Annotated in this window: 20 protein-coding genes; 6 read left to right on the top strand and 14 right to left on the bottom strand. The window is 71.9% G+C overall.

Features of this window, described 5'->3' with window-relative positions; translation table 11 throughout:
* Nucleotides 1-1119: a recombinase RecA gene (recA, locus tag IE140_RS13775; protein WP_100564867.1), complete on the bottom strand. Its 1119-nt coding sequence runs from the start codon at nt 1117-1119 to the stop codon at nt 1-3.
* A gap of 294 nt (nt 1120-1413) precedes the next feature.
* On the opposite strand from recA, the gene IE140_RS13770 reads away from it, so the two are divergent.
* On the top strand, nt 1414-2034 hold the full coding sequence (locus IE140_RS13770) for a dihydrofolate reductase family protein (RefSeq protein ID WP_100564865.1): 621 nt from the start codon (nt 1414-1416) through the stop codon (nt 2032-2034).
* A gap of 120 nt (nt 2035-2154) precedes the next feature.
* The gene (locus IE140_RS13765; RefSeq protein ID WP_010072349.1) at nt 2155-3039 is read left to right on the top strand and encodes an SDR family oxidoreductase; all 885 of its coding nucleotides are present in this window, start codon (nt 2155-2157) and stop codon (nt 3037-3039) included.
* Here the strand turns inward: IE140_RS13765 and IE140_RS13760 are convergent.
* Together IE140_RS13760 and IE140_RS13755 are read right to left on the bottom strand one after the other, a co-directional pair.
* The gene (locus IE140_RS13760; RefSeq protein ID WP_093445153.1) at nt 3030-4196 is read right to left on the bottom strand and encodes an AI-2E family transporter; all 1167 of its coding nucleotides are present in this window, start codon (nt 4194-4196) and stop codon (nt 3030-3032) included. The genes IE140_RS13765 and IE140_RS13760 overlap by 10 nt on opposite strands.
* 278 nt (nt 4197-4474) lie before the next feature.
* A complete protein-coding gene (locus IE140_RS13755) occupies nt 4475-4669 on the bottom strand; it encodes a DUF3046 domain-containing protein (RefSeq protein WP_006128024.1) in 195 nt (64 codons plus the stop codon).
* A gap of 79 nt (nt 4670-4748) precedes the next feature.
* On the opposite strand from IE140_RS13755, the gene IE140_RS13750 reads away from it, so the two are divergent.
* Nucleotides 4749-5663 (top strand): hypothetical protein, encoded by a 915-nt coding sequence (locus IE140_RS13750; protein WP_150197126.1) that lies wholly within the window; start codon nt 4749-4751, stop codon nt 5661-5663.
* Nucleotides 5664-5766: 103 nt separating this feature from the next.
* On the opposite strand, the gene IE140_RS13745 is transcribed toward IE140_RS13750, so the two are convergent.
* The 3 genes from IE140_RS13745 to IE140_RS13735 are packed head-to-tail and all read right to left on the bottom strand — an operon-like array spanning nt 5767 to nt 7845.
* Nucleotides 5767-6072, bottom strand: coding sequence for an AzlD domain-containing protein (locus IE140_RS13745; protein ID WP_003965829.1), 306 nt, complete (start codon nt 6070-6072; stop codon nt 5767-5769).
* Nucleotides 6069-6902 (bottom strand): AzlC family ABC transporter permease, encoded by an 834-nt coding sequence (locus IE140_RS13740; RefSeq protein WP_128808292.1) that lies wholly within the window; start codon nt 6900-6902, stop codon nt 6069-6071. The genes IE140_RS13745 and IE140_RS13740 overlap by 4 nt, the downstream gene beginning before the upstream one ends.
* Nucleotides 6903-6912: 10 nt before the next feature.
* Nucleotides 6913-7845: an AraC family transcriptional regulator gene (locus IE140_RS13735; RefSeq protein WP_150197125.1), complete on the bottom strand. Its 933-nt coding sequence runs from the start codon at nt 7843-7845 to the stop codon at nt 6913-6915.
* A gap of 102 nt (nt 7846-7947) precedes the next feature.
* Between IE140_RS13735 and IE140_RS13730 the strand changes: the two genes are divergently transcribed.
* From IE140_RS13730 to IE140_RS13720, 3 genes are all read left to right on the top strand, one after another.
* The gene (locus IE140_RS13730) at nt 7948-12633 is read left to right on the top strand and encodes an Lhr family ATP-dependent helicase (protein WP_150197124.1); all 4686 of its coding nucleotides are present in this window, start codon (nt 7948-7950) and stop codon (nt 12631-12633) included.
* 103 nt (nt 12634-12736) lie between these two features.
* A complete protein-coding gene (locus IE140_RS13725; protein WP_093445157.1) occupies nt 12737-13606 on the top strand; it encodes an Fpg/Nei family DNA glycosylase in 870 nt (289 codons plus the stop codon).
* Nucleotides 13607-13642: 36 nt separating this feature from the next.
* A complete protein-coding gene (locus IE140_RS13720; protein ID WP_150197123.1) occupies nt 13643-14407 on the top strand; it encodes an SDR family NAD(P)-dependent oxidoreductase in 765 nt (254 codons plus the stop codon).
* Here IE140_RS13720 and IE140_RS35970 read toward each other — a convergent pair.
* From IE140_RS35970 to IE140_RS13685, 8 genes are all read right to left on the bottom strand, one after another.
* Nucleotides 14355-14612: a hypothetical protein gene (locus IE140_RS35970; protein ID WP_088575245.1), complete on the bottom strand. Its 258-nt coding sequence runs from the start codon at nt 14610-14612 to the stop codon at nt 14355-14357. The two genes, IE140_RS13720 and IE140_RS35970, sit on opposite strands and share 53 nt — an antisense overlap.
* A 205-nt stretch (nt 14613-14817) precedes the next feature.
* Nucleotides 14818-15009, bottom strand: a complete 192-nt coding sequence (locus tag IE140_RS13715; protein ID WP_150198248.1) for a CsbD family protein — start codon at nt 15007-15009, stop codon at nt 14818-14820.
* Between the two features lie 63 nt (nt 15010-15072).
* Complete coding sequence (locus tag IE140_RS13710) at nt 15073-15543, bottom strand: Dps family protein (RefSeq protein ID WP_006128014.1); 471 nt, start codon at nt 15541-15543, stop codon at nt 15073-15075.
* A 201-nt stretch (nt 15544-15744) separates the two neighbouring features.
* Nucleotides 15745-16128: a helix-turn-helix domain-containing protein gene (locus IE140_RS13705; RefSeq protein WP_003965837.1), complete on the bottom strand. Its 384-nt coding sequence runs from the start codon at nt 16126-16128 to the stop codon at nt 15745-15747.
* A 109-nt stretch (nt 16129-16237) separates the two neighbouring features.
* Nucleotides 16238-16747 carry a CinA family protein gene (locus IE140_RS13700; protein ID WP_150198246.1) on the bottom strand — a complete coding sequence of 170 codons (510 nt, stop codon included), beginning with the start codon at nt 16745-16747 and terminating at the stop codon, nt 16238-16240.
* A complete protein-coding gene (pgsA, locus tag IE140_RS13695; protein WP_150198244.1) occupies nt 16744-17601 on the bottom strand; it encodes a CDP-diacylglycerol--glycerol-3-phosphate 3-phosphatidyltransferase in 858 nt (285 codons plus the stop codon). The genes IE140_RS13700 and pgsA overlap by 4 nt, the downstream gene beginning before the upstream one ends.
* Nucleotides 17598-19079, bottom strand: coding sequence for a 30S ribosomal protein S12 methylthiotransferase RimO (gene rimO, locus IE140_RS13690; protein WP_073779960.1), 1482 nt, complete (start codon nt 19077-19079; stop codon nt 17598-17600). The genes pgsA and rimO overlap by 4 nt, the downstream gene beginning before the upstream one ends.
* A gap of 162 nt (nt 19080-19241) precedes the next feature.
* Nucleotides 19242-20042, bottom strand: a complete 801-nt coding sequence (locus tag IE140_RS13685) for a helix-turn-helix domain-containing protein (RefSeq protein WP_150198242.1) — start codon at nt 20040-20042, stop codon at nt 19242-19244.
* Nucleotides 20043-20500 lie beyond the last annotated feature (458 nt).

Below are 20500 nucleotides of genomic sequence, written 5' to 3'. Positions count from 1 at the left end.
CTAGCTCTTGGCCGCCGCGGTCTTGGCCGGCTTGGCCTTGGTGGTCGCGGTGGCCGCGGGCTTCGCCGCCGTGTCGGCCGCCGGGGTCGCGTCCGCGCCGGGCTCGCCCGCGTCGGCGTCCGGGCGGACACCGACGCCCAGCTTCTCCAGGATCTTCTTCTCGATCTCGTTGGCGAGGTCGGGGTTGTCCTTGAGGAAGTTGCGGGCGTTCTCCTTGCCCTGGCCGAGCTGGTCGCCCTCGTACGTGTACCAGGCGCCGGCCTTGCGGACGAAGCCGTGCTCCACGCCCATGTCGATCAGTCCGCCCTCGCGGCTGATGCCCTGGCCGTAGAGGATGTCGAACTCGGCCTGCTTGAACGGCGGGGCGACCTTGTTCTTGACGACCTTGACGCGGGTGCGGTTGCCGACCGCGTCGGTGCCGTCCTTCAGCGTCTCGATCCGGCGGATGTCGAGGCGCACCGAGGCGTAGAACTTCAGCGCCCGGCCACCGGTGGTGGTCTCCGGGGAGCCGAACATCACGCCGATCTTCTCGCGGAGCTGGTTGATGAAGATCGCGGTGGTCTTGGACTGGTTGAGCGCACTGGTGATCTTGCGGAGGGCCTGGCTCATCAGCCGGGCCTGGAGACCCACGTGCGAGTCGCCCATCTCGCCCTCGATCTCCGCACGGGGCACCAGGGCCGCCACGGAGTCGATGACGATCAGGTCCAGCGCGCCCGAGCGCACCAGCATGTCGGTGATCTCCAGCGCCTGCTCACCGTTGTCCGGCTGGGACAGGATGAGGCTGTCGATGTCGACGCCGAGCTTCTTCGCGTACTCGGGGTCGAGGGCGTGTTCGGCGTCGATGAAGGCCACCGAGCCGCCCTGGCGCTGCGCGTTCGCCACGGCGTGCAGCGTCAGCGTCGTCTTACCGGAGGACTCCGGTCCGTACACCTCCACCACGCGGCCGCGCGGCAGGCCGCCGACGCCGAGGGCGACGTCGAGGGCGGTCGATCCCGTGGGGATGACCTCGATGGGCTCGTTCGGCCGCTCACCGAGGCGCATCACCGCACCCTTGCCGAACTGTCGTTCAATCTGTGCGAGCGCGGCGTCCAGCGCCTTCTCGCGGTCGGTTCCTGCCATGGGTTCCACCCGATTTGCTTGAGTCGATCGCTTCACGTGAAAGACGCTAACCCCTGCCACTGACAATGGGCCTCGACGTCCTCCCGACCTGTGGACAACTCCACGGCCGGGCCCGGGAAAACCCGGCCGGAATCTCATCAGAATGGATGTTCGATTTCCGTGTCAAGCGCACCACGCGGGAGCCACGACACGGGGCGCGATGAGTTCCCGGGCCCTCGGCGGTCCACCCTCCGACAGCGGCATCGGACGGTTCACCACGCAGGCGGCGGGCCGTCGCCCCAGGAGGACAGCATCATGACCGGACATTCAGGCAGGGTGACCTGCGACCTCTCGATCTCCCTCGACGGATACTCGGCCGGGCTCGATCAGAGCGAGCAGCGTCCGTTCGGCGACGACGGCGGCGACGGCTGGGGCGACCGGCTGCACTCCTGGATGTTCGCGACGCCGGAGCTGCGCCAGGCCGAGCTCGACCGGCTGGAGACGGTCGGCGCCTTCATCATGGGCCGCAACATGTTCGGCCCCGTACGCGGCGCGTGGGACCGCCGGTGGAAGGGCTGGTGGGGCGACAATCCCCCGTACCACGCGCCCGTCTTCGTCCTCACCCATCACCCGCGCGACCCGCAGCCGATGGACGGCGGCACCACGTTCCACTTCGTCACCGACGGGATCGAGTCCGCGCTCCGTCGGGCCCGCGAGGCCGCCGGAGACCGCGACGTGTCGGTCCACGGCGGCGCGCGGACCGTCAACCAGTACCTCGCCGCGGGCCTGATCGACGAGCTGCGGCTGCACATCGTGCCGTTCACGCTCGGCGCCGGCACCCGCCTCTTCGACGGCGTACCGCCACTGGATCTCGAACTGGTGGAGACACGCGCGGCGGACGCGGTGACCCATGTGACCTACCGAGTCCTGCCCTGACAGTCACCGACTGCCTGCACACCTGGGCGTATCACCCTATATTCAGTCGGTATGGGAGCGACCACGGAACCCGGAACACCCCACGGCGGGCAACCCCCCGGGCCCGACCTGGCCGGCCGTGTGGCGCTCGTCGCCGGAGGGACCCGCGGGGCCGGGAGAGGCATCGCCGTCCAGCTCGGCGCCGCCGGGGCGACCGTGTACGTGACCGGCCGGACCAGCGGTTCCGAGCGCTCCGAGATGGACCGGCCCGAGACGATCGAGGAGACCGCGGCCCTGGTAGACGCGGCGGGCGGACGGGGGATCGCCGTCCAGGTCGACCATCTGGTCCCCGACCGGGTCAGGGCGCTCGTGGCCCGGATCGCGAGCGAGCAGGGAGCCCTGCACATCCTGGTGAACGACATCTGGGGCGCGGAGATCGAGTGGGACAAGCCGGTGTGGGAGTCGTCCCTCGACACCGGACTGCACACCCTGCGGCTGGCCGTCGACACCCACGCGATCACCAGTCACTTCGCGCTGCCGCTGCTGATCGAGACGCCGGGCGGGCTGGTCGTCGAGATGACCGACGGGACGGACGAGTACAACGCCTCCCACTACCGCGTCTCGTTCTTCTACGACCTGGCGAAGGCCGCGGTGAACCGGATGGCCTTCGCCCTCGGCCATGAACTCGCGCCGCACGGCGCGACGGCCGTGGCGCTCACGCCCGGGTGGCTGCGGTCGGAGGCCATGCTCCAGGCCCACGGGGTGACCGAGGCCACCTGGCGCGACGCCGTCGCGCACGCGCCGCACTTCGCGATCTCCGAGTCACCCGCCTACGTCGGCCGTGCCGTGGCCGCCCTCGCCGGCGATCCCGAGGTGGCCCGGTGGAACGGCAGGTCGCTCTCCAGCGGGCAGCTCGCCCAGGTGTACGGCTTCACCGATGTGGACGGGGACCGGCCCGACGCCTGGCGCTATCTGACCGAGGTCCAGGACCCGGGCCTCCCGGCGGACGTGACGGGCTACCGCTGACGCGGCCCGTCCGACGAGCCCTCCGCTCTCCCTCGGCCGACGGCCCCGGGGCCTCTGAGCAGGCGGCTCATGCGCGACGTCAACGGACTCCCCGGCGCTCGGCTGCTTCCGCCGTGCACGCGCGGGTCGTCGGTGACGTCGTACCGCTTCACATAGGCGCCGAGGAACGCCTGGAGCGTGGCGATGGCCGGGATGGCGACCAGCGCGCCGACCGCGCCGAGCAGGGCCGTGCCGGCGATGACCGATCCGAAGGCGACCGCGGGGTGGATGTCGACGGTCTTCGCGGTCAGCTTGGGCTGGAGCACGTAGTTCTCGAACTGTTGGTAGATCACCACGAAGCCGAGCACCCACAGCGCGTACCAGGGGTCGACCGTGAAGGCGATCAGCATGGGCAGGGCGCCCGCGAGATACGTGCCGATGGTGGGGATGAACTGCGAGACGAGTCCGACCCAGACCGCGAGCGCCGGGGCGTAGGGCACTTCGAGGATCACCAGCAGGATGTAGTGCGCGACACCGGAGATCAATGCCATCAGGCCGCGCGAGTAGATGTACCCGCCGGTCTTGTCGACCGCGATCTCCCAGGCGCGCAGCACCTCGGTCTGCCGGGCCGGCGGCAGGACGGAGCACAGGGCGCGGCGGAGCCGGGGGCCGTCTGCCGCGAAGTAGAACGAGAACAGGAAGATCGTCAGCAGCCGGAACAGCCCGCCGATGACCGTGGTGGAGACGTCGAGCACTCCGGTGGCGCTGTTCTGGACGTACTTCTGCAGCCAGTCGGAGTGCAGCAGGCTGTCCTGGACCTCGACCCGGGAGAGTTCGGTGTGGAAGGTCTGATTGACCCAGTTGATCACCGAGTCGATGTACTTGGGGAACTCGTCGACCATGTCGACGATCTGGCCCGCGAGCATCGACCCCAGCAGCACCACGAACCCGACACCGAAGATCGTCAGGCCCAGGAAGACGAGAAACGTGGCGAGCCCCCGGCGTATGCCGCGACTCGCCATCCGGCCGACCGCGGGCTCGATGGCGAGCGCGAGGAAGAACGCGATCAGCACGTTCGTCAGCAACCCGATGAGCTGGTCGAACGCCCAGCTGCTGAGCTGGAAGCAGGCATAGAGCGCAAGGGCCAGCACCATCGCACGCGGCAGCCAGCCGGGCATACGGACCCCACCGGCACCGGACGGCGGCGTGGGTGGCGCGGCCGGCGGGGCGGCCGGCGGAGCGGGCGGGGCGGCGGACGGCTGGGCCGGGGCGCTCTTGTCTGTCGATGACACGGGACAAGTCTCGCCTACGCCACGGACAGCCGGTTCCCCGCCCCGAACCGGCCGCTCCGGCTCCGTTCCCGCGGAATACGGGGTCCTACAGGCTCAGCGCCGGTCCGACGGTCCGACGGAACGGTCCCGGACGGTCCTGAAGGTCCAGGAGGTTCGTGAGACGTTCAGCGCTTGTCCGCCGGAACGTCCATGGCCGCACAGACTCCGCGCCAGACGTCCTTGGCGTCCCAGCCCGCCTCCAGGGCCTGGTGCACCGTGCGGCCGCCGAGTTCGGCCATCACATGGTCCCGGGCGAAGGAGTCCGCGTACGCCGCACCGAAGTGGTCGGCCATCCGCTCCCAGAAAATCGTCAACCGCATGCCATCAGTATCCCGCTCCTGAGAGTGCAGCAGGTCCACCTGGCATGTGCCTGGCCGCTTCGCCCTCTACGGTCGGTCCATGGCTGGAACCGGAGCACACACCCTCGCCCGTGCCGAGCAGTTCATCTGGCTCACCGCCCGCGTCCTCGAACAGAGGAGGTTCGCCCATGCCTTCCTGGGCGGAGACCCCGACGCCGTCGAGACGGCCCTGACCGCCTACCTGAACAAGGACGGCGGCTACGGTCACGCACTGGAACCCGATCTGCGGGGCCCGGTCAGTCAACCGCTGCACACCGCCCACGCGCTGAACGTTCTCGACTCGATCGACCGCTGCGACGGACGGCGCGTTGAACGGATCTGTCGCTATCTGACCGATGTATCAACCAAAGAAGGCGCGCTGCCCGCTCTGCTGCCCACCCAGCGCGGCTATCCCGCGGCACCGTTCATCCCGATCGTGGACGACCCGCCGGCGGAGCTGCTCGCGACCGGCCCTGTCGTCGGGCTGCTGCACGGGAATCAGGTGTGGAACGCCTGGCTGTTCCGGGCGACGGACTTCTGCTGGGGCGCCGTCGAGGCTCTGGAGCAGTCGCATCCCTACGAGGTCGAGGCCGCGGTCGCCTTCCTGGACGGCGCCCCGGACCGCGCCCGCGCGGAGGTGGCGGCCGACCGCCTCGGCCGTCTGGTGCGTGAACAGCGGCTCGCGGTGCTCGATCCCGCCCGGCCCGAGGAGTACCCGGTGGCGACCGGCTACGCCCCCGGCGAGCACCACTTCCCGCACGACTACGCCCGTACGCCCGGGTCCCTGGCCCGCCGCTGGTTCACCGACGAGGAGCTGGAGCGCTCGCTCGACCACCTGGCCGCCGAGCAGCAGGACGACGGCGGATGGCCCGTGACCTGGCGGCAGTGGGCGCCGGGAACCGCGTTGGAAGGGCGCCCTCTGGTGACGCTCAGGGCCTTGGAGACGCTCCGCGCGTACGGTCGCCCGCTCGGCTGACCCCCGCGGCAGGCCGCACAGGACTCGGCTGACCCGTGCAGCATGCCGCACAGGACTCGGCCGGCCCCCGCTGCTGGCCGTAAGGGATTGCCGGGCCGTCCGCTCAGGCCAGCGCCCGTACGCCCGCCGTGACCAGAACGCCCGCGCCGACGACGACCAGGAAGGGTGCGCGGAGGACCAGGGCGAGTGCCGCCGCGCCGAGACCGGCGGCACGGGCGTCGAGGACGAGCTGCTGGCCGTCGCCGAAGGTCTGCTGCGCGGTGAGTGCCGCGAGCAGCGCCACGGGCAGCAGGGCGGCCATGCGCTGGACGAGCGGCCGTTCCAGTACTCCCGCGGGGACCAGCAGGCCCAGGAGTTTGGCGAGGTAGCAGCCCGCCACGGTCAGTCCGATGGCGATCCATACGTTCATGAGTGCCGCTCACCCTTCTTCCGCCGTGTCACCGTTCCGTTCGAGCCCTTCCCGTCGCCCGGCACCTTCTTCGTCCGTCCCATGAGGAAGAGGACGACGGGCGCGGCGAGCGCCGACAGCAGGACGGGCACCCCCGCCGGGAGTACGGGCAGCAGGGTCAGGGCCAGGACGACGGCCAGTCCCGCCGTGACGCGTTCGGTGGTGCTCGTGAGCATCGGCGCGAGCAGCGCGAGGAACACCGCGGGACTCGCCGCGTCCAGGCCCCACGCGTCGGTGTCGCCCAGCGCCTCGGCGCCCAGAGCGCCCACCAGGGTGGTGAGGTTCCACAGCACGTACAGGGTGAGTCCGGTGACCGTGAAGCCGATGCGCGCGGCCCGCCGGGTGGGCTGGGGCAGGGTGACCGCGGTCGTCTCGTCGATGACCCAGTGGGCGGCGAACGGCCGTACCGCACGGGGAAGGGCGAGCAGTTGGGAGAGTCGCAGACCGTAGAACGCGTTCCGGACGCCCAGGAAGAACGCCCCGGCCGCCGCGGTGTACGGGTTGCCGCCCGCCGCCAGCGCCCCGACCAGGGCGAACTGCGAGGCACCGGTGAAGACGAGAAGGCTCAGGACGCAGGTCTGGAGCAGGCTGAGTCCGGAGCCGGCGGAGGTGACGCCGAAGGCGAAGCCGGAGAGCCCGACGGCGATGCCGACGCCGAGTGCGTCCCGGACGACGGCCGCGTCCGGCTTGTCCGGTCGGGCCTCGGAGGCCGGGCCCGGCGGGACGGGCGGGCCGTCGGTCATGGCGCCGGGCGAGCCGGTGCTCTCTGGGAGTGCTGTCTGTTCTGCCACGCCCGGAACGCTACAGGGATCTTCGGGGCTCGGTCTTGTACGTTCTTGCACCCCCGCCGGCCACCGGTTCTCCGCTCACCGGCGCCACAGTTTCCCACCGCCCGGGTCGCAGCACTCCGCGCTCGCGCTGGTACGCGCCCGGCGGCACACCCACGATCCGGGTGAAGTGCCGGTTGAGGTGCGGCTGATCCGTGAAGCCGACGGCGGTCGCGGCCTCGGCGGGGGCGACCCCCGCGTCGAGCATGCGGCGGGCCCTGCGCACCCGGGCGTCCGTGAGCCAGGTGTGGGGCGGCATCCCGTACTCCTTCTTGAAGGCCCTCAGCAGCGCGAACGGGCCGGTGCCCAGCTCGGCGGCGAGCGTCTCCAGCGTGGGCGGGTCGGCCATGCGCTCCTCCAGCGCGGCGCGGGCGCGTACAGCGTTCCGCGCGCCCCCGGTGTGCGCGGTCAGTGCGGGCAACGGGCTGCCGTGCCGGCTCAGGAGCCGGGTGACCAGGATCCGCAGCAGGCTGTCGGCCGCCAGCGCGTTGCCCTCCTCCGCCGCCCGGTGCACCTCGGTGATCAGCCGGGAGGCGTGGGGGTCGGTCACCCTGGTCTCGGCGAAGCCGACCGTGCCGCGCAGGGACGTCACCTCGGCCGCGATGTCGTTGACCACCTGCGCCGACGGGTAGAGCGTGGAGTACGCCCAGCCCTCGGGCGCCCCGGAGCGGGCGGTGTGCGGCACCTCCGGGTTGATCATGACGACGGTTCCGGGGACCGCGTGGACCGTGCCGCCCGGCAGCCCCACGTCCTCCACCCCGCCGGTGACCGCTCCGAAGACATAGCCCTCGTGGCTGTGCCGGGGGAAGGTGTGGCGGACGTACCGGGCGCGGAGCAGATCGAGGTCGGGCAGCGCGGCGTACTGCCAGTGCCGTGCCCACTCCGCCGCGCCGTCCGCTCCCGCCATGGGGCCATTCTCGCAGGTCCGGGTCGTGCGCGACCGGCCGAGCGGGCCACGGCGTGCGGTGCCACCGGCCCGTTGTCAGTGGCAGGGTGCACGATGGGGGACATGACCGGATCAGCGCTCGACGCGTTCTCGCCCGCGACCCGCAGCTGGTTCGCCGGGGCCTTCAGCGCGCCCACCGCCGCGCAGGAGGGCGCCTGGCGGGCCATCGGCGAGGGCAGTGACGTCCTGGTGGTCGCGCCGACCGGTTCCGGCAAGACGCTGGCCGCGTTCCTCGCCTCGCTGGACCGGCTGGCCGCCGAGCCGCCGCCCGCCGACGCCAAGAAGCGCTGCCGTGTGCTGTACGTGTCTCCGCTCAAGGCCCTGGCGGTCGACGTCGAGCGCAATCTCCGCTCACCGCTGACCGGTATCCGCCAGGAGTCGGTGCGCCAGGGCCTGCCGGAGCCCGAGGTGCGCGTCGGTATCCGGTCCGGGGACACCCCGCCGGCCGAGCGGCGCTCCATGGTGACCCGGCCGCCGGACATCCTCATCACCACGCCCGAGTCGCTGTTCCTGATGCTGACGTCCTCCGCCCGGGACGCACTGGCCGGTGTGGAGACGGTGATCCTCGACGAGGTGCACGCGGTCGCCGGGACGAAGCGGGGCGCCCATCTCGCCCTCTCCCTGGAGCGGCTCGACGAACTGCTGGCCCGTCCCGCCCGGCGCATCGGTCTGTCCGCGACGGTCCGGCCGGTCGACGAGGTGGCCCGCTTCCTGTCGCCGCAGCGCAAGGTGGAGATCGTCCAGCCCCGGTCCACCAAGGAGTTCGACCTCTCGGTCGTCGTCCCGGTCGAGGATCTGGGCGAGCTGGGCGGCTCCCCCGCCACCGACGGGGACTCCGGTCAGGCCGACAAGCCCTCGATCTGGCCGCATGTCGAGGAGCGCATCGCCGATCTCGTCCAGTCGCACCGCTCCACCATCGTCTTCGCCAACTCCCGGCGGCTGGCGGAGCGCCTGTGCAACCGGCTGAACGAGATCGCGTACGAGCGGGCGACCGGCACCGCCTTCGACCCCGACGACCCGGCCCCCGCTCTCCCCGAGGCGCACGCCCCCGCCGAGATCATGGCCCAGTCCGGGGCGGGCAGGGGCGCACCCGCCCTGCTGGCCCGCGCCCACCACGGCTCGGTCTCCAAGGAACAGCGCGCCCAGGTCGAGGAGGACCTCAAGGCGGGCCGGCTGCCCGCCGTGGTCGCCACCTCCAGCCTGGAGCTGGGCATCGACATGGGCGCGGTCGACCTGGTGGTCCAGGTGGAGTCCCCGCCCTCCGTCGCCTCCGGGCTCCAGCGGGTGGGCCGGGCCGGACACCAGGTGGGCGCGGTCTCGACCGGAGTGGTCTTCCCGAAGTACCGGGGCGATCTGGTGCAGGCCGCCGTGGTCACCGAGCGGATGCGTGAGGGGGCCATCGAGGCGCTGCGCATCCCGGCCAATCCGCTGGACGTCCTGGCGCAGCAGCTGGTCGCCATGGTGGCCCTGGACAGCTGGCAGGCCGACGACCTGCTGGCCCTGGTGCGGCGGGCCGCCCCGTTCGCCTCACTGCCCGAGTCGGCGTTCACCGCCGTCCTCGACATGCTCGCCGGACGCTACCCCTCCGACGCCTTCGCGGAGCTGCGCCCCCGGGTGGTGTGGGACCGCGTGGCAGGTACGGTCACGGGCCGCCCCGGCGCGCAGCGGCTCGCCGTCACCTCGGGCGGAACCATCCCGGACCGCGGTCTCTTCGGGGTCTTCCTGGCCGGGGCCGATCCGAAGAAGGGCGGCGGCCGGGTCGGCGAGCTGGACGAGGAGATGGTCTACGAGTCCCGCGTCGGCGACGTCTTCACCCTGGGCACCACGTCCTGGCGGATCGAGGACATCACCCGGGACCGGGTCCTCGTCTCACCTGCCCCGGGCGTTCCGGGGCGGCTGCCGTTCTGGAAGGGCGACCAGCTGGGCCGCCCGCTGGAGCTCGGCCGCGCCCTGGGGGCGTTTCTCCGGGAGATCGGCGGCCTGTCCGATGAGGATGCCCGGCTGCGGCTGCTCGCCGCCGGACTCGACGCCTGGGCGGCGGACAACATCCTGGCCTATCTGGACGAGCAGCGCCGGGCCTGCGGCCATGTGCCGGACGACCGGACGATCCTGGTCGAGCGGTTCCGGGACGAGCTGGGCGACTGGCGGGTCGTCGTGCACTCCCCCTTCGGCGCCCAGGTCCACGCCCCCTGGGCGCTCGCCCTCTCCGCCCGCCTCGGTGAGCGCTACGGCATGGACGCCCAGGTCATGCACGCCGACGACGGAATCGTGCTGCGGCTGCCCGACGCGGACATGATGGGCCTGGATCTGCTCGACTTCGACCCTCCGGGGACCTCCGACGCCGGGAAGGGCTCTCCCCCGCCGGCGGCCCCGGCGTACGACAGCGACCAGCCCCCGGTGGCGGCGGCCGACGTCGTCTTCGACCAGGGCGAGGTCCAGCAGATCGTCACCGACCAGGTGGGCGGATCCGCCCTGTTCGCCGCCCGGTTCCGGGAGTGCGCCGCGCGCGCCCTGCTGCTGCCCCGCCGCTCCCCCGGCAAGCGCACCCCGCTCTGGCAGCAGCGCCAGCGGGCCTCCCAGCTGCTCCAGGTCGCTTCGGAGTTCGGCTCCTTCCCGATCGTCCTGGAGGCTGTCCGCGAATGTCTCCAGGACGTGTTCGACGTCCCCGGGCTCACGGAACTGATGGGCGATCTGGAGGCGCGCCGGGTCCGGCTGGTCGAGGTGACCACCCAGGAGCCCTCGCCCTTCGCCCGCTCGCTCCTCTTCGGCTATGTGGCCCAGTTCCTGTACGAGGGCGACTCACCGCTCGCCGAGCGGCGCGCCGCCGCCCTCTCCCTGGATTCCCATCTCCTGGCCGAGCTGCTGGGCCAGGCGGAGCTGCGCGAGCTGCTCGACCCCGAGGTCCTCACCGAGCTGGAGCGGGAGCTGCAGTGGCTCACCGAGGACCGGCGCGTCAAGGACGCTGAAGGGGTCGCCGACCTCCTGCGCGTGCTCGGTCCGCTGACCGACGCCGAGCTGGCCGAGCGGGGCGCCGAGCCGTCCTGGGCGCCGGAGCTGGCGACAGCCCGCCGGGCGATCCAGGTCCGGATCGCCGGCGCCGACCACTGGGCGGCGATCGAGGACGCGGGCCGGCTGCGCGACGCCCTGGGCACCGCGCTTCCGGTCGGCGTCCCCGAGGCGTTCACCGAGCCGGTGAAGGACCCGCTCGGCGACCTCCTCGCCCGCTACGCACGGACCCACGGCCCGTTCACCGCCGCCCGGGCCGCCGAGCGCTTCGGGCTCGGCACCGCCGTCACCGACGGCGCGCTGCAACGTCTCTCGGCCTCCGGCAGGACCGTCCAGGGTGAGTTCCACCCGGCGGGCATCGGCCAGGAATGGTGCGATGCCACGGTGCTGCGCCGGCTCCGCCGCCGGTCGCTGGCGGCGCTCCGCCAGGAGCTGGAACCCGTACCGCCCGCGGCCCTGGCCTCCTTCCTCCCCCAGTGGCAGCACTTCGGCTCCCACCGGCTGCGGGGCATCGACGGGCTGGCCCGCGCCGTCGAACAGCTCCAGGGCGCGCCCGTGCCCGCGTCGGCGCTGGAGAAGCTGATCCTGCCGAGCCGGGTCCTCGGCTACACCCCGGCGATGCTCGACGAGCTGACGACCACGGGCGAGGTCGTCTGGGCGGGGGCGGGGGCGCTGCCGGGCAAGGACGGCTGGGTCTCCCTCTACCTCGCCGACAGCGCGCCGCTGCTCCTGCCGCCCCCGCACCCCCTGGAGCTGTCGGCGCTCCACGAGTCCGTGCTCACCACGCTCTCCGGCGGATACGGCCTCTTCTTCCGCCAGATCGCCGACCAGGTCCGGGCCACCACCCACCCGGACTGCACGGACCAGCAGCTGGCCGACGCCCTGTGGGATCTGGCCTGGTCCGGGCGGCTCACCAACGACACCCTGGCCCCGCTGCGCTCGCTCCTGGGCTCCGGGCGGACGGCGGGCTCCACCGCCCACCGCTCCCGGCGCAGCGTCCCGCGCGGGCGATACGGATCGCTCACCGCCGCCGCCAGGCCCGCGTCCCGGACCGGGCCGCCGACCGTGTCGGGCCGCTGGTCCCTGCTCCCTCCGGTCGAACCGGAGCGGACCCACCGCGCCCATGCCCTGGCCCGGACCCTCCTCGACCGGCACGGCGTCGTGACCCGCGGGGCGGTGCAGGCCGAGGGGGTGGAGGGCGGCTTCTCCGCTACGTACCGCGTCCTGGCCGCCTTCGAGGACAGCGGGCAGGCCCGGCGCGGCTATGTGGTCGAGGGTCTTGGGGCCGCCCAGTTCGCGATGGACGGGGCGGTGGACCGGCTGCGGGCTGCCTCCACGGCTCGCGACCGCCGGGATCCGGACACCCCGCCCGAGGCCCTCGTGCTCGCCGCGGCCGACCCGGCCAACGCGTACGGCGCGGCGCTGCCGTGGCCGGAGTCCCCGGACGGCGCCGGACACAAACCGGGCCGCAAGGCGGGGGCGCTGGTGGTCCTGGTCGACGGAGAGCTGACGCTCTACATGGAGCGCGGCGGCAAGACCCTTCTGGCCTGGCCATCCGACCCCGAGGCCCCGGCGCTGCGCGCGGCGGCCGAGGCCCTGGCCGCCTCGGCCCGCGCCGGAGCCCTGGGCACGGTGACGGTGGAGCGGACGAACGGCGTCTCGTCCCTCACCTCGCCCCTGGGGCGGACGCTGGAGGCGGCCGGTTTCCTCGCCACCCCGAGAGGCCTGCGTCTGCGGGCCTGACCCGGGTCATCGGCCCCTGCCGCGGCCGGCCGGCGGCCCCGCAGCGGCGCACGGGCGGCCCCGGGGCGACGCACGGGCGCCTCCGCGCGCCCATCATGGAGGCATGCCCGAAGGAGACACGGTCCTGCAGACCGCCGCCCGGCTGCACGCGGCGCTGGCGGGGCAGGTCCTGACCCGGTCGGACCTGCGCGTCCCCCGTTTCGCCACCGCCGACCTCACCGGCCGGACCGTCCTGGACGTCACCGCGCGCGGCAAGCACCTGCTGACCCGGATCGAGGGAGGCCTGACCCTGCACAGCCACCTCCGGATGGACGGCGCCTGGCGGGTGTTCGCCCCGAACGAGCGCTGGCGGGGCGGCCCGGGCCACCAGATCCGCGCGATCCTCGGCAACACCGGGCACACCGCCGTCGGCTACCGGCTCCCCGTGCTGGAACTGCTGCGCACCGACGAGGAGGACCGGGCCGTGGGGCATCTGGGGCCGGATCTGCTGGGCCCCGACTGGAACGCCGCCATCGCCCTGGACCGGCTGCTCGCCGTACCGGACCGCCCCCTCGGGGAAGCGCTCCTCGACCAGCGCAATCTGGCGGGCATCGGCAACGTCTACAAGTGCGAGCTCTGTTTTCTCGCCCGCGTCACCCCGTGGCTCCCCGTGGGCGCCCTCCCCGACGGCGCACTCCCCCGGCTCGTCACCCTCGCCGAGCGCCTGCTGCACGCCAACCGCGACCGCCCCACCCGCACGACGACGATCACCTCCGAACTCCGCACCCCGCCGCCCCGGGGCCCCGGCCCGGCCCCGGTCCTGGACTCCGGGCGCCTCCGGCCACGCCCACCCCACCGCGTACAGGAGCGGCTGTACGTCTACGGGCGGGCCCGCAGACCCTGTCTGCGCTGCGGCACCCCGATCCGCCTCGCCGACCAGGACGACCGGCCCACCTACTGGTGCCCAGGGTGCCAATCGGGACCGACTCCCTAGTTGACGACCCGTCAGATACAGTCGTACGGTCCGGTTATGGCTCTCTCCGCGTACGACCTCACGGGCCGCGCCGCGTTCGTCACCGGGGCGGCGAGCGGCATCGGCCGGGCGAGCGCCCTGCTGCTCGCGGAGGCCGGGGCCCTGGTGCACTGCGCGGACCGCGACGAGACGGGCCTGCGCCGGACGTACGACCTGATCGCCGGTGCGGGCGGCAGTGCCCGGACCCACCCCCTGGACGTCACCGACCGCGACCGGGTCCGTGCCGCGGTCGCCGACGCGGGCCATCTCGACATCCTGGTCGCCGCGGCCGGGATCATGCACACCAGCAGCGTGCTGGAGACTGCGGACGAGGATCTGGACCGCGTGCTGGCGGCCAATTTCAAGGGGGTGCTGTACGCCTGCCAGGAAGTGGCCCGCTCCATGACGACCCGCTCCGCCCCCGGCTCCCTGATCACGATGGCGTCCGGCGCCGTGGACTCCGCGAGCGCGGGCCTGCTCTGCTACAGCGTCGCGAAGGCCGCCGTGGTCCAGCTCACCAGGACGCTGGCCACGGAGCTGGGCCCGCACGCCATACGGGTGAACGCCGTCGCGCCCGGCTGGATCCGTACGCCGATGACCGACCGGCACGATGCCGACGGGCAGGACCGGGTGGAGGCGACGATGGCCCGGATCTCCCCACTGGGCCGGGTCGGGGAGCCCGAGGACGTCGCCCATACCGTGCTGCACCTGGCCTCGGACGCCTCGGCCTTCATGACCGGCCAGATCCTCCGGCCGAACGGCGGCGTCGCCATGCCCTGGTGAGCCCCCCAGGAGCCGCGCCCGGGCCCCTTGACGAGCCCAACGGCACCACCGACGCGACATGAACCGGCAACAGGCTCAGCCCCCAGCCGCCCGCCGCCACCGCCCCCTCAACCAGCCCCGCCTGTTCCGGACGCAGCACCAGCCGGAGCACCGCCCACCACCACAGCCCGCCGAGAACCAGCGCCGGCACCCATCGCCGTATCAAGGTTGCCTCCTGCGGCCGGGGTCCTTTCCGGCAGTTTCCCCTGGCAGCGGCGGCAGTGCATCCAGAACGTCCGGCCGAAGAGCCACCCCCACAGAAGCCGAAGAGCTACCCTCCCCAGGCGAGGGCCCAACCACACAACCGTGCCCCCGCCAGAGGAAGAGAACGGCGGGGGCACGGAAAACCCTGGGCGGCCTGGGCCGCAGGACTACTTGTCGTCGTCCCGGCCGAGGGAGTCCTTGACGCCCTTGGCGCGCTCGGTGAGCCCGTCGGCCATGCCCTTGGCTCCACCCTTGGCCTGGTCGGCCTTGCCCTCGGCCTCCTTGCGGTGGTCGCCGGTCAGCTTGCCGACCGCTTCCTTGCCCTTGCCCTTCAGCTTGTCCATGGCTCCGTCGCTCATGATGTCGCTCCTTCGCTCGTCAGACGTATCGCGGTCGTCGGTCGCCGGTCGTCCGGCCTCCGGTCAGGCGCTTTCCGCCTGGAACATCCAGGCGTGCTTCTCAAGATCTGCCGTCAGCGCGATCAGCAGGTCCTGGGTCACGGGGTCCGGCTCGTCGGTCGCCTCGATGCGCTCCCGCATCCGGCCGATGACCACGCCGAGCGCGTCGACCAGGATCTTCACCGCGTCGGTGTCCTTGATCCAGCCCTCGGGCACGGACGCGATGGCCGTCTCCTTGGCCACCGTGCCGGACCGCCCGTCCGGGTTGACCCCGACCGCCGAGGCGCGCTCGGCCACCGTGTCGGAGTGCTGCCGGGCCGTGGCGACGACGTCGTCGAGCTGAAGGTGCACGGAGCGGAAGCGCGGGCCGACCACGTTCCAATGGACCTGCTTGGCCACCAGGGAGAGGTCGACGAGGTCGACCAGAGCGCCTTGGAGCGCCGTTCCCACGACCTTGAGATCCCCCTCGGACAACGTGCTCTTGACCACAGACATGTGCGCTACTCCCATCCGTCAGCCACTTCACTGACCGTCTCGGTGCATCACCCACGATGGCACATATGAAGCAAAACGGTCATGTGGGCCTTGTCCTCCGTGTGCCCACTGGCTCCCGATTCACACACCCGTCACGCAGAAGTCCCGGCCGACCCCGGTAGGGGCCGACCGGGACTCCGGTCGAGCTCAGTGCCGCGTGGATCAGGCGGCGACGACGTCCACCGCTTCCGCGGGCGCCTTGATGGTCACGCGTCCCGACGGCACACCTGCGACCGACGAGACGGAGACGGAATTGAGCATGGGACGAACCGGTACTGGGACCGGATCACTGGCAGCTGCCGACTCGGCCAGCTCCGCGAGCGAGAGCTCGTCGCTCACCTCTCGCATGAGCTCGGACATCCGTACGTCAAGCGCGTCGCAAATCGCGGAGAGCAGCTCGGAGGATGCCTCCTTCTGCCCCCGCTCCACCTCGGAGAGATAACCGAGCGAGACCCGGGCGGACGAGGAGACTTCGCGCAGAGTACGGCCTTGGCGCTGGCGCTGCCGACGCAGCACGTCACCCAGCAGGCGACGGAGCAGAATCATCGGTGGCTCCCTCCTCGGACCGCGTAGCCGCATCCTTCACGCCCTACCGTACCGCCTTGTGCTGCGGCCGTGCGGGGAGCGATGTCGTGTTCACTCAGGGCTGCAAACATCAATTCCCCCCGTGTTGTTCCGTATCCTGTGCCCGCGCATTCCCACCGAGTTCGCTCGCGAGCAGTTCGAGGACGCTTCGCACACTCTCCCTACGGATATCCGCCCTCTCACCATTCAACCGCAGTGCCGTCACTTTCTCGACGCCGGAGGGTCCGGCGACGGCAACGTAGACGGTGCCGACGGGCTGTCCGTCCTGGGGTTCCGGCCCCGCGACGCCCGTGGTGGAAATCCCCCAGTCCGCCTCCAGCGCCCGGCGCACACCGGCCGCCATCTGCAGCGCGACCTCGGGGTCCACCGCGCCGCGCTCCGCCAGAAGGGTCGCGTCGACACCCAGGACGTCCCGCTTCAGAGGGGTGGCGTAGGCCGTCACCGAGCCCCGGAAGGACCGCGAGGCTCCGGGTACGGAGGTCAGTTCGGCGGCGACCAGGCCGCCGGTCAGGGATTCGGCGACGGCGAGCGTCTCGCCCCGCGCCCCGAGAAGCCGGAGCACCCGGGCAGCGGCTGTCACCGCTCGGCCTCCGCGGCGTCGCGCGCCTCGGCCGTACCGCTTGCATCCGCCCCGGCACGGCGTACGTCCGTGACGCCACCGCGTACGTCCGTCGCACCGGCCACGGAACCGGCCACAGGGCCGGAAGCAGCACCGGCACCGACCGTGGTCCCGGCCGCGGCCCGCAACGCCTCCTCCGTCGCCTCCGCCGCCCGCTCGACCGCGGCGGCGCGCTCGGCCGCGAGGCCCTTGCGGCGCAGGACGACGGCCTGGCGTACGTAGTCGAGTCCGGTGACGACCGTCAGCACGACGGCGACCATCATGATCCAGAAGCGCAAGGTCGCCAGGGGGCCGGTGAGCGCCAGGACGTACATCCCGACCGCCGTCCCCTGCGCGAGCGTCTTCAGCTTGCCGCCCCGGCTGGCCGGGATCACGGCATGGCGGATCACCCAGAACCGCATCAGCGTGATCCCCAGCTCACGCGCGATGATCACGCCGGTGATCCACCAGGGCAGATCGCCCAGGATCGACAGCGAGACCAGCGCCGCGCCCATGATCGCTTTGTCGGCGATCGGGTCGGCGATCTTCCCGAAGTCGGTGACCAGGTTGTACGTCCGCGCGAGATGGCCGTCGAACAGGTCGGTGATCATGGCGATGGCGAAGGCCGCCCAGGCGAAGGAGCGCCAGGCCGGATCGTAGCCGCCGTTGTGGAACAGCAGCAGGACGAAGCCGGGCACGAGCAGCAGCCGCACCATGGTCAGGATGTTGGCGATGTTCCACAGACTGGCCTGGTTGACGGCCGCAGTCCCCAGCTTGCCGCCGCGGACCGGCTTCGCGCCGGAACCGCCTGCCGCGGATGCCGGGACTCCCGTCATCTGGCTGCCTCCGCAAGCTCGTGGTGTTCGGCCACCAGGTCGACGCCCTCGGTGCCCACTGCCTTTGCCTCGACCATACGGCCCGGCACGAGTCCCTCGCGTGTGGTGAAGACCACCTGGCCGTCCGTTTCGGGGGCCTGGTGGGCCGCGCGCCCGATCGCGACCTCGCCGTCCTCGTCCGACTCGATGGACTCCACGAGCACCTGGAGGGTCTCACCGACGCGCTCCTCGGCCCGCTGCGAAGTCAGCTCCTCGGCGAGCTGGGAGATGTGGGCGAGGCGTTCCGCGATGGTGTCGGCGTCCAGCTTGTTCTCGTAGCCGACCGCCTCGGTGCCCTCCTCGTCGGAGTAGCCGAAGACGCCGATCGCGTCGAGGCGGGCGCCGGTGAGGAAGCGTTCCAGCTCGGCGAGGTCCGCCTCGGTCTCGCCGGGGAATCCGACGATGAAGTTGGAGCGGGCTCCGGCCTGGGGCGCCTTGCTCCGGATGGTGTCGAGGAGCTCCAGGAAGCGGTCGGTGTCGCCGAAGCGGCGCATCGTGCGCAGCACGCTCGGGGAGGAGTGCTGGAAGGAGAGGTCGAAGTACGGGGCGACCTTCGGCGTCGAGGTGAGGACGTCGATGAGACCGGGGCGCATCTCGGCGGGCTGGAGGTAGCTGACCCGGATCCGCTCGATGCCGTCCACGTCGGCCAGCTCGGGCAGCAGGGTCTCCAGGAGACGGATGTCGCCGAGGTCCTTGCCGTAGGAGGTGTTGTTCTCGGAGACGAGCATGACCTCCTTGACGCCCTGCTCGGCCAGCCAGCGGGTCTCCTGGAGCACGTCCGAGGGCCGCCGCGAGATGAAGGAGCCGCGGAAGGAGGGGATGGCGCAGAAGGAGCAGCGGCGGTCGCAGCCGGAGGCGAGCTTGACCGAGGCGACGGGGCTGGTGCCGAGCCGGCGGCGCAGCGGTGCCCGCGGCCCGGAGACCGGGGCGACGCCTTCGGGGAGGTCCTCGGGGGCCGGGGCGGGCGTCTCCTGGGCGTGGCCGGGCAGCGCCACGGCGGCGTCCTGCCGCTCGGCGGGGCTGATCGGCAGGAGCTTGCGGCGGTCGCGCGGGGTGTGCGAGGCGTGGATGCCGCCGTTGAGGATGGTCTGGAGCCGGTCGGAGATGTCGGCGTAGTCGTCGAATCCGAGGACGCCGTCCGCCTCGGGCAGGGCCTCGGCGAGGTCCTTGCCGTAGCGCTCGGCCATGCAGCCGACGGCGACGACGGCCTGGGTGCGGCCGTGGTCCTTGAGATCGTTGGCTTCGAGCAGGGCGTCGACGGAGTCCTTCTTGGCGGCTTCGACGAACCCACAGGTGTTGACGACTGCGACATCCGCGTCCGAGGCATCCTCGACGAGGTCCCAGCCGTCCGCTGCCAAGCGGCCTGCAAGCTCCTCCGAGTCCACCTCGTTACGGGCGCAGCCAAGAGTGACAAGGGCGACGGTACGGCGTTCGGGCATGGACTCAAGACTACTTTGTCCCGGCGGCCGCCCTGCCGTGCAGGGTTGCCTGCCCCCGCCGCTGTTACTCCGCGTAGCAGGCGCGGGGCGGGGAACGCCGACGGGCGCCCGGTACGGAACCGGGCGCCCGTCGGGACGCGGCAGGGGAATCGGGGCGGCGGATCAGCCGGCCTCGGGGTCACCCTTGGTGTAGGAGAGCCGTTCGACCTGGCCGGGACCGAAGCGGTCCTCGACCTGCTTGCCGTTGACGAAGAGGTCGATCGCCCCGGCATTGCCCAGGACGAGGTCGATGCGCTCCTTGTCCTGGAAGGTCTTGGACTCGCCCTGGAGCAGCAGCCCGTCGAAGAGCCGCCGTCCGTTGTGGTCCTTGACCGAGACCCAGCTCTTGTCCCTGTCCGCGCTGAGCTTGACCGTCACCTTGTCCCGGGGGGCGGCGGCGATGGCGCTCTCGGAGGGCACGGGCTTGGGGTCTGCGGGCTTCGTGGTGGTCGGCTTGGCCGCGGTCTTGTCGGGCTTGGAGCCCTCCGCGACCTGGGCGGTGTTGGTGGGTTCGTCCTCGCCGCTGAAGAGCGTGAAGCCGACGAACCCGACGACGGCGACGATGGCCGCGACCATGGCGGCGGTCCAGTTGGGCCGCCGGGGTTCGGAGCGGATGCGTTCCGCTTCGAACAGCGGTGCCGCGGGGGTCGGGGCGGGACGGCCGCCGTGATCGGCGTCGTACTCCTCGACCAGCGGTTCCGGATCGAGACCGACGGCACGGGCGAGCGTGCGGATGTGGCCGCGGGCGTAGACGTCGCCGCCGCAGCGGGAGAAGTCGTCCTGCTCGATCGCGTGCACGATGGGGATGCGCACCCGGGTGGAGCTGCTGACTTCCTCGACCGTCAGACCTGCGGCGATGCGAGCCTGCTGAAGGGCACGACCGATCGAAGGCTGGTCGTCTTCGGGGGAGTTGCCGATGGACACGGGGGCGCCTTTCGAGCGTGAGCCACCTGCTGGATGTTCAGTCTAGGGGGGGTACGAAAGGGTGGGGCAACCGGGAGGGACGACTTTGTACGCCATCGGGTTTCGCCGGACGTCTCCGCCTCCGGCTCCGGTGCGGAGCGGGGGCGGAGGACGGCCCCGATCGAGGACTGGGCAACCTGTAGTGGGCCGAACGGGGGGGAGCAGGGGTGAGGTGGTGACGGAGCTGGCTGCGGGGAGGAGCACGGGTCCGTCCCTCCCTTCAACTGGACGTACGACCGTACGAAACGGTTGCCCACAAAACCTTTACCGAGCGGATTTTGTGACGTCGGGTCCTAGTAGGGCTTTGTTAGGTGGTGTCGTAGGGCTGCCATGGGGTGGGTTGTCGGCAGGTGGGGCAGGTTCCGGTCCAGGTGGCCAGTAGGTGTTGGAGGAGGTCCAGGGCCTGGTAGAGGGTCAGG

The organism is Streptomyces parvus (genome assembly GCF_014648875.1).
GTDB classification, from domain to species: domain Bacteria; phylum Actinomycetota; class Actinomycetes; order Streptomycetales; family Streptomycetaceae; genus Streptomyces; species Streptomyces parvus.
Note: the sequence above shows the minus strand (reverse complement) of the source record. Positions and strands in the feature narration are given on the sequence as shown.

Excerpts from the sequence above, each read along its gene's own strand:
- recA (WP_100564867.1), bottom strand. The coding sequence starts at position 1,119 with ATGGCAGGAACCGACCGCGAGAAGGCGCTGGACGCCGCGCTCGCACAG.
- IE140_RS13770 (WP_100564865.1), top strand. The coding sequence starts at position 1,414 with ATGACCGGACATTCAGGCAGGGTGACCTGCGACCTCTCGATCTCCCTC.
- IE140_RS13760 (WP_093445153.1), bottom strand. The coding sequence starts at position 4,196 with ATGCCCGGCTGGCTGCCGCGTGCGATGGTGCTGGCCCTTGCGCTCTAT.
- IE140_RS13755 (WP_006128024.1), bottom strand. The coding sequence starts at position 4,669 with ATGCGGTTGACGATTTTCTGGGAGCGGATGGCCGACCACTTCGGTGCG.
- IE140_RS13750 (WP_150197126.1), top strand. The coding sequence starts at position 4,749 with ATGGCTGGAACCGGAGCACACACCCTCGCCCGTGCCGAGCAGTTCATC.
- IE140_RS13745 (WP_003965829.1), bottom strand. The coding sequence starts at position 6,072 with ATGAACGTATGGATCGCCATCGGACTGACCGTGGCGGGCTGCTACCTC.
- IE140_RS13735 (WP_150197125.1), bottom strand. The coding sequence starts at position 7,845 with ATGGCGGGAGCGGACGGCGCGGCGGAGTGGGCACGGCACTGGCAGTAC.
- IE140_RS13730 (WP_150197124.1), top strand. The coding sequence starts at position 7,948 with ATGACCGGATCAGCGCTCGACGCGTTCTCGCCCGCGACCCGCAGCTGG.
- IE140_RS13725 (WP_093445157.1), top strand. The coding sequence starts at position 12,737 with ATGCCCGAAGGAGACACGGTCCTGCAGACCGCCGCCCGGCTGCACGCG.
- IE140_RS13720 (WP_150197123.1), top strand. The coding sequence starts at position 13,643 with ATGGCTCTCTCCGCGTACGACCTCACGGGCCGCGCCGCGTTCGTCACC.
- IE140_RS13715 (WP_150198248.1), bottom strand. The coding sequence starts at position 15,009 with ATGAGCGACGGAGCCATGGACAAGCTGAAGGGCAAGGGCAAGGAAGCG.
- IE140_RS13710 (WP_006128014.1), bottom strand. The coding sequence starts at position 15,543 with ATGTCTGTGGTCAAGAGCACGTTGTCCGAGGGGGATCTCAAGGTCGTG.
- IE140_RS13705 (WP_003965837.1), bottom strand. The coding sequence starts at position 16,128 with ATGATTCTGCTCCGTCGCCTGCTGGGTGACGTGCTGCGTCGGCAGCGC.
- pgsA (WP_150198244.1), bottom strand. The coding sequence starts at position 17,601 with ATGACGGGAGTCCCGGCATCCGCGGCAGGCGGTTCCGGCGCGAAGCCG.
- rimO (WP_073779960.1), bottom strand. The coding sequence starts at position 19,079 with ATGCCCGAACGCCGTACCGTCGCCCTTGTCACTCTTGGCTGCGCCCGT.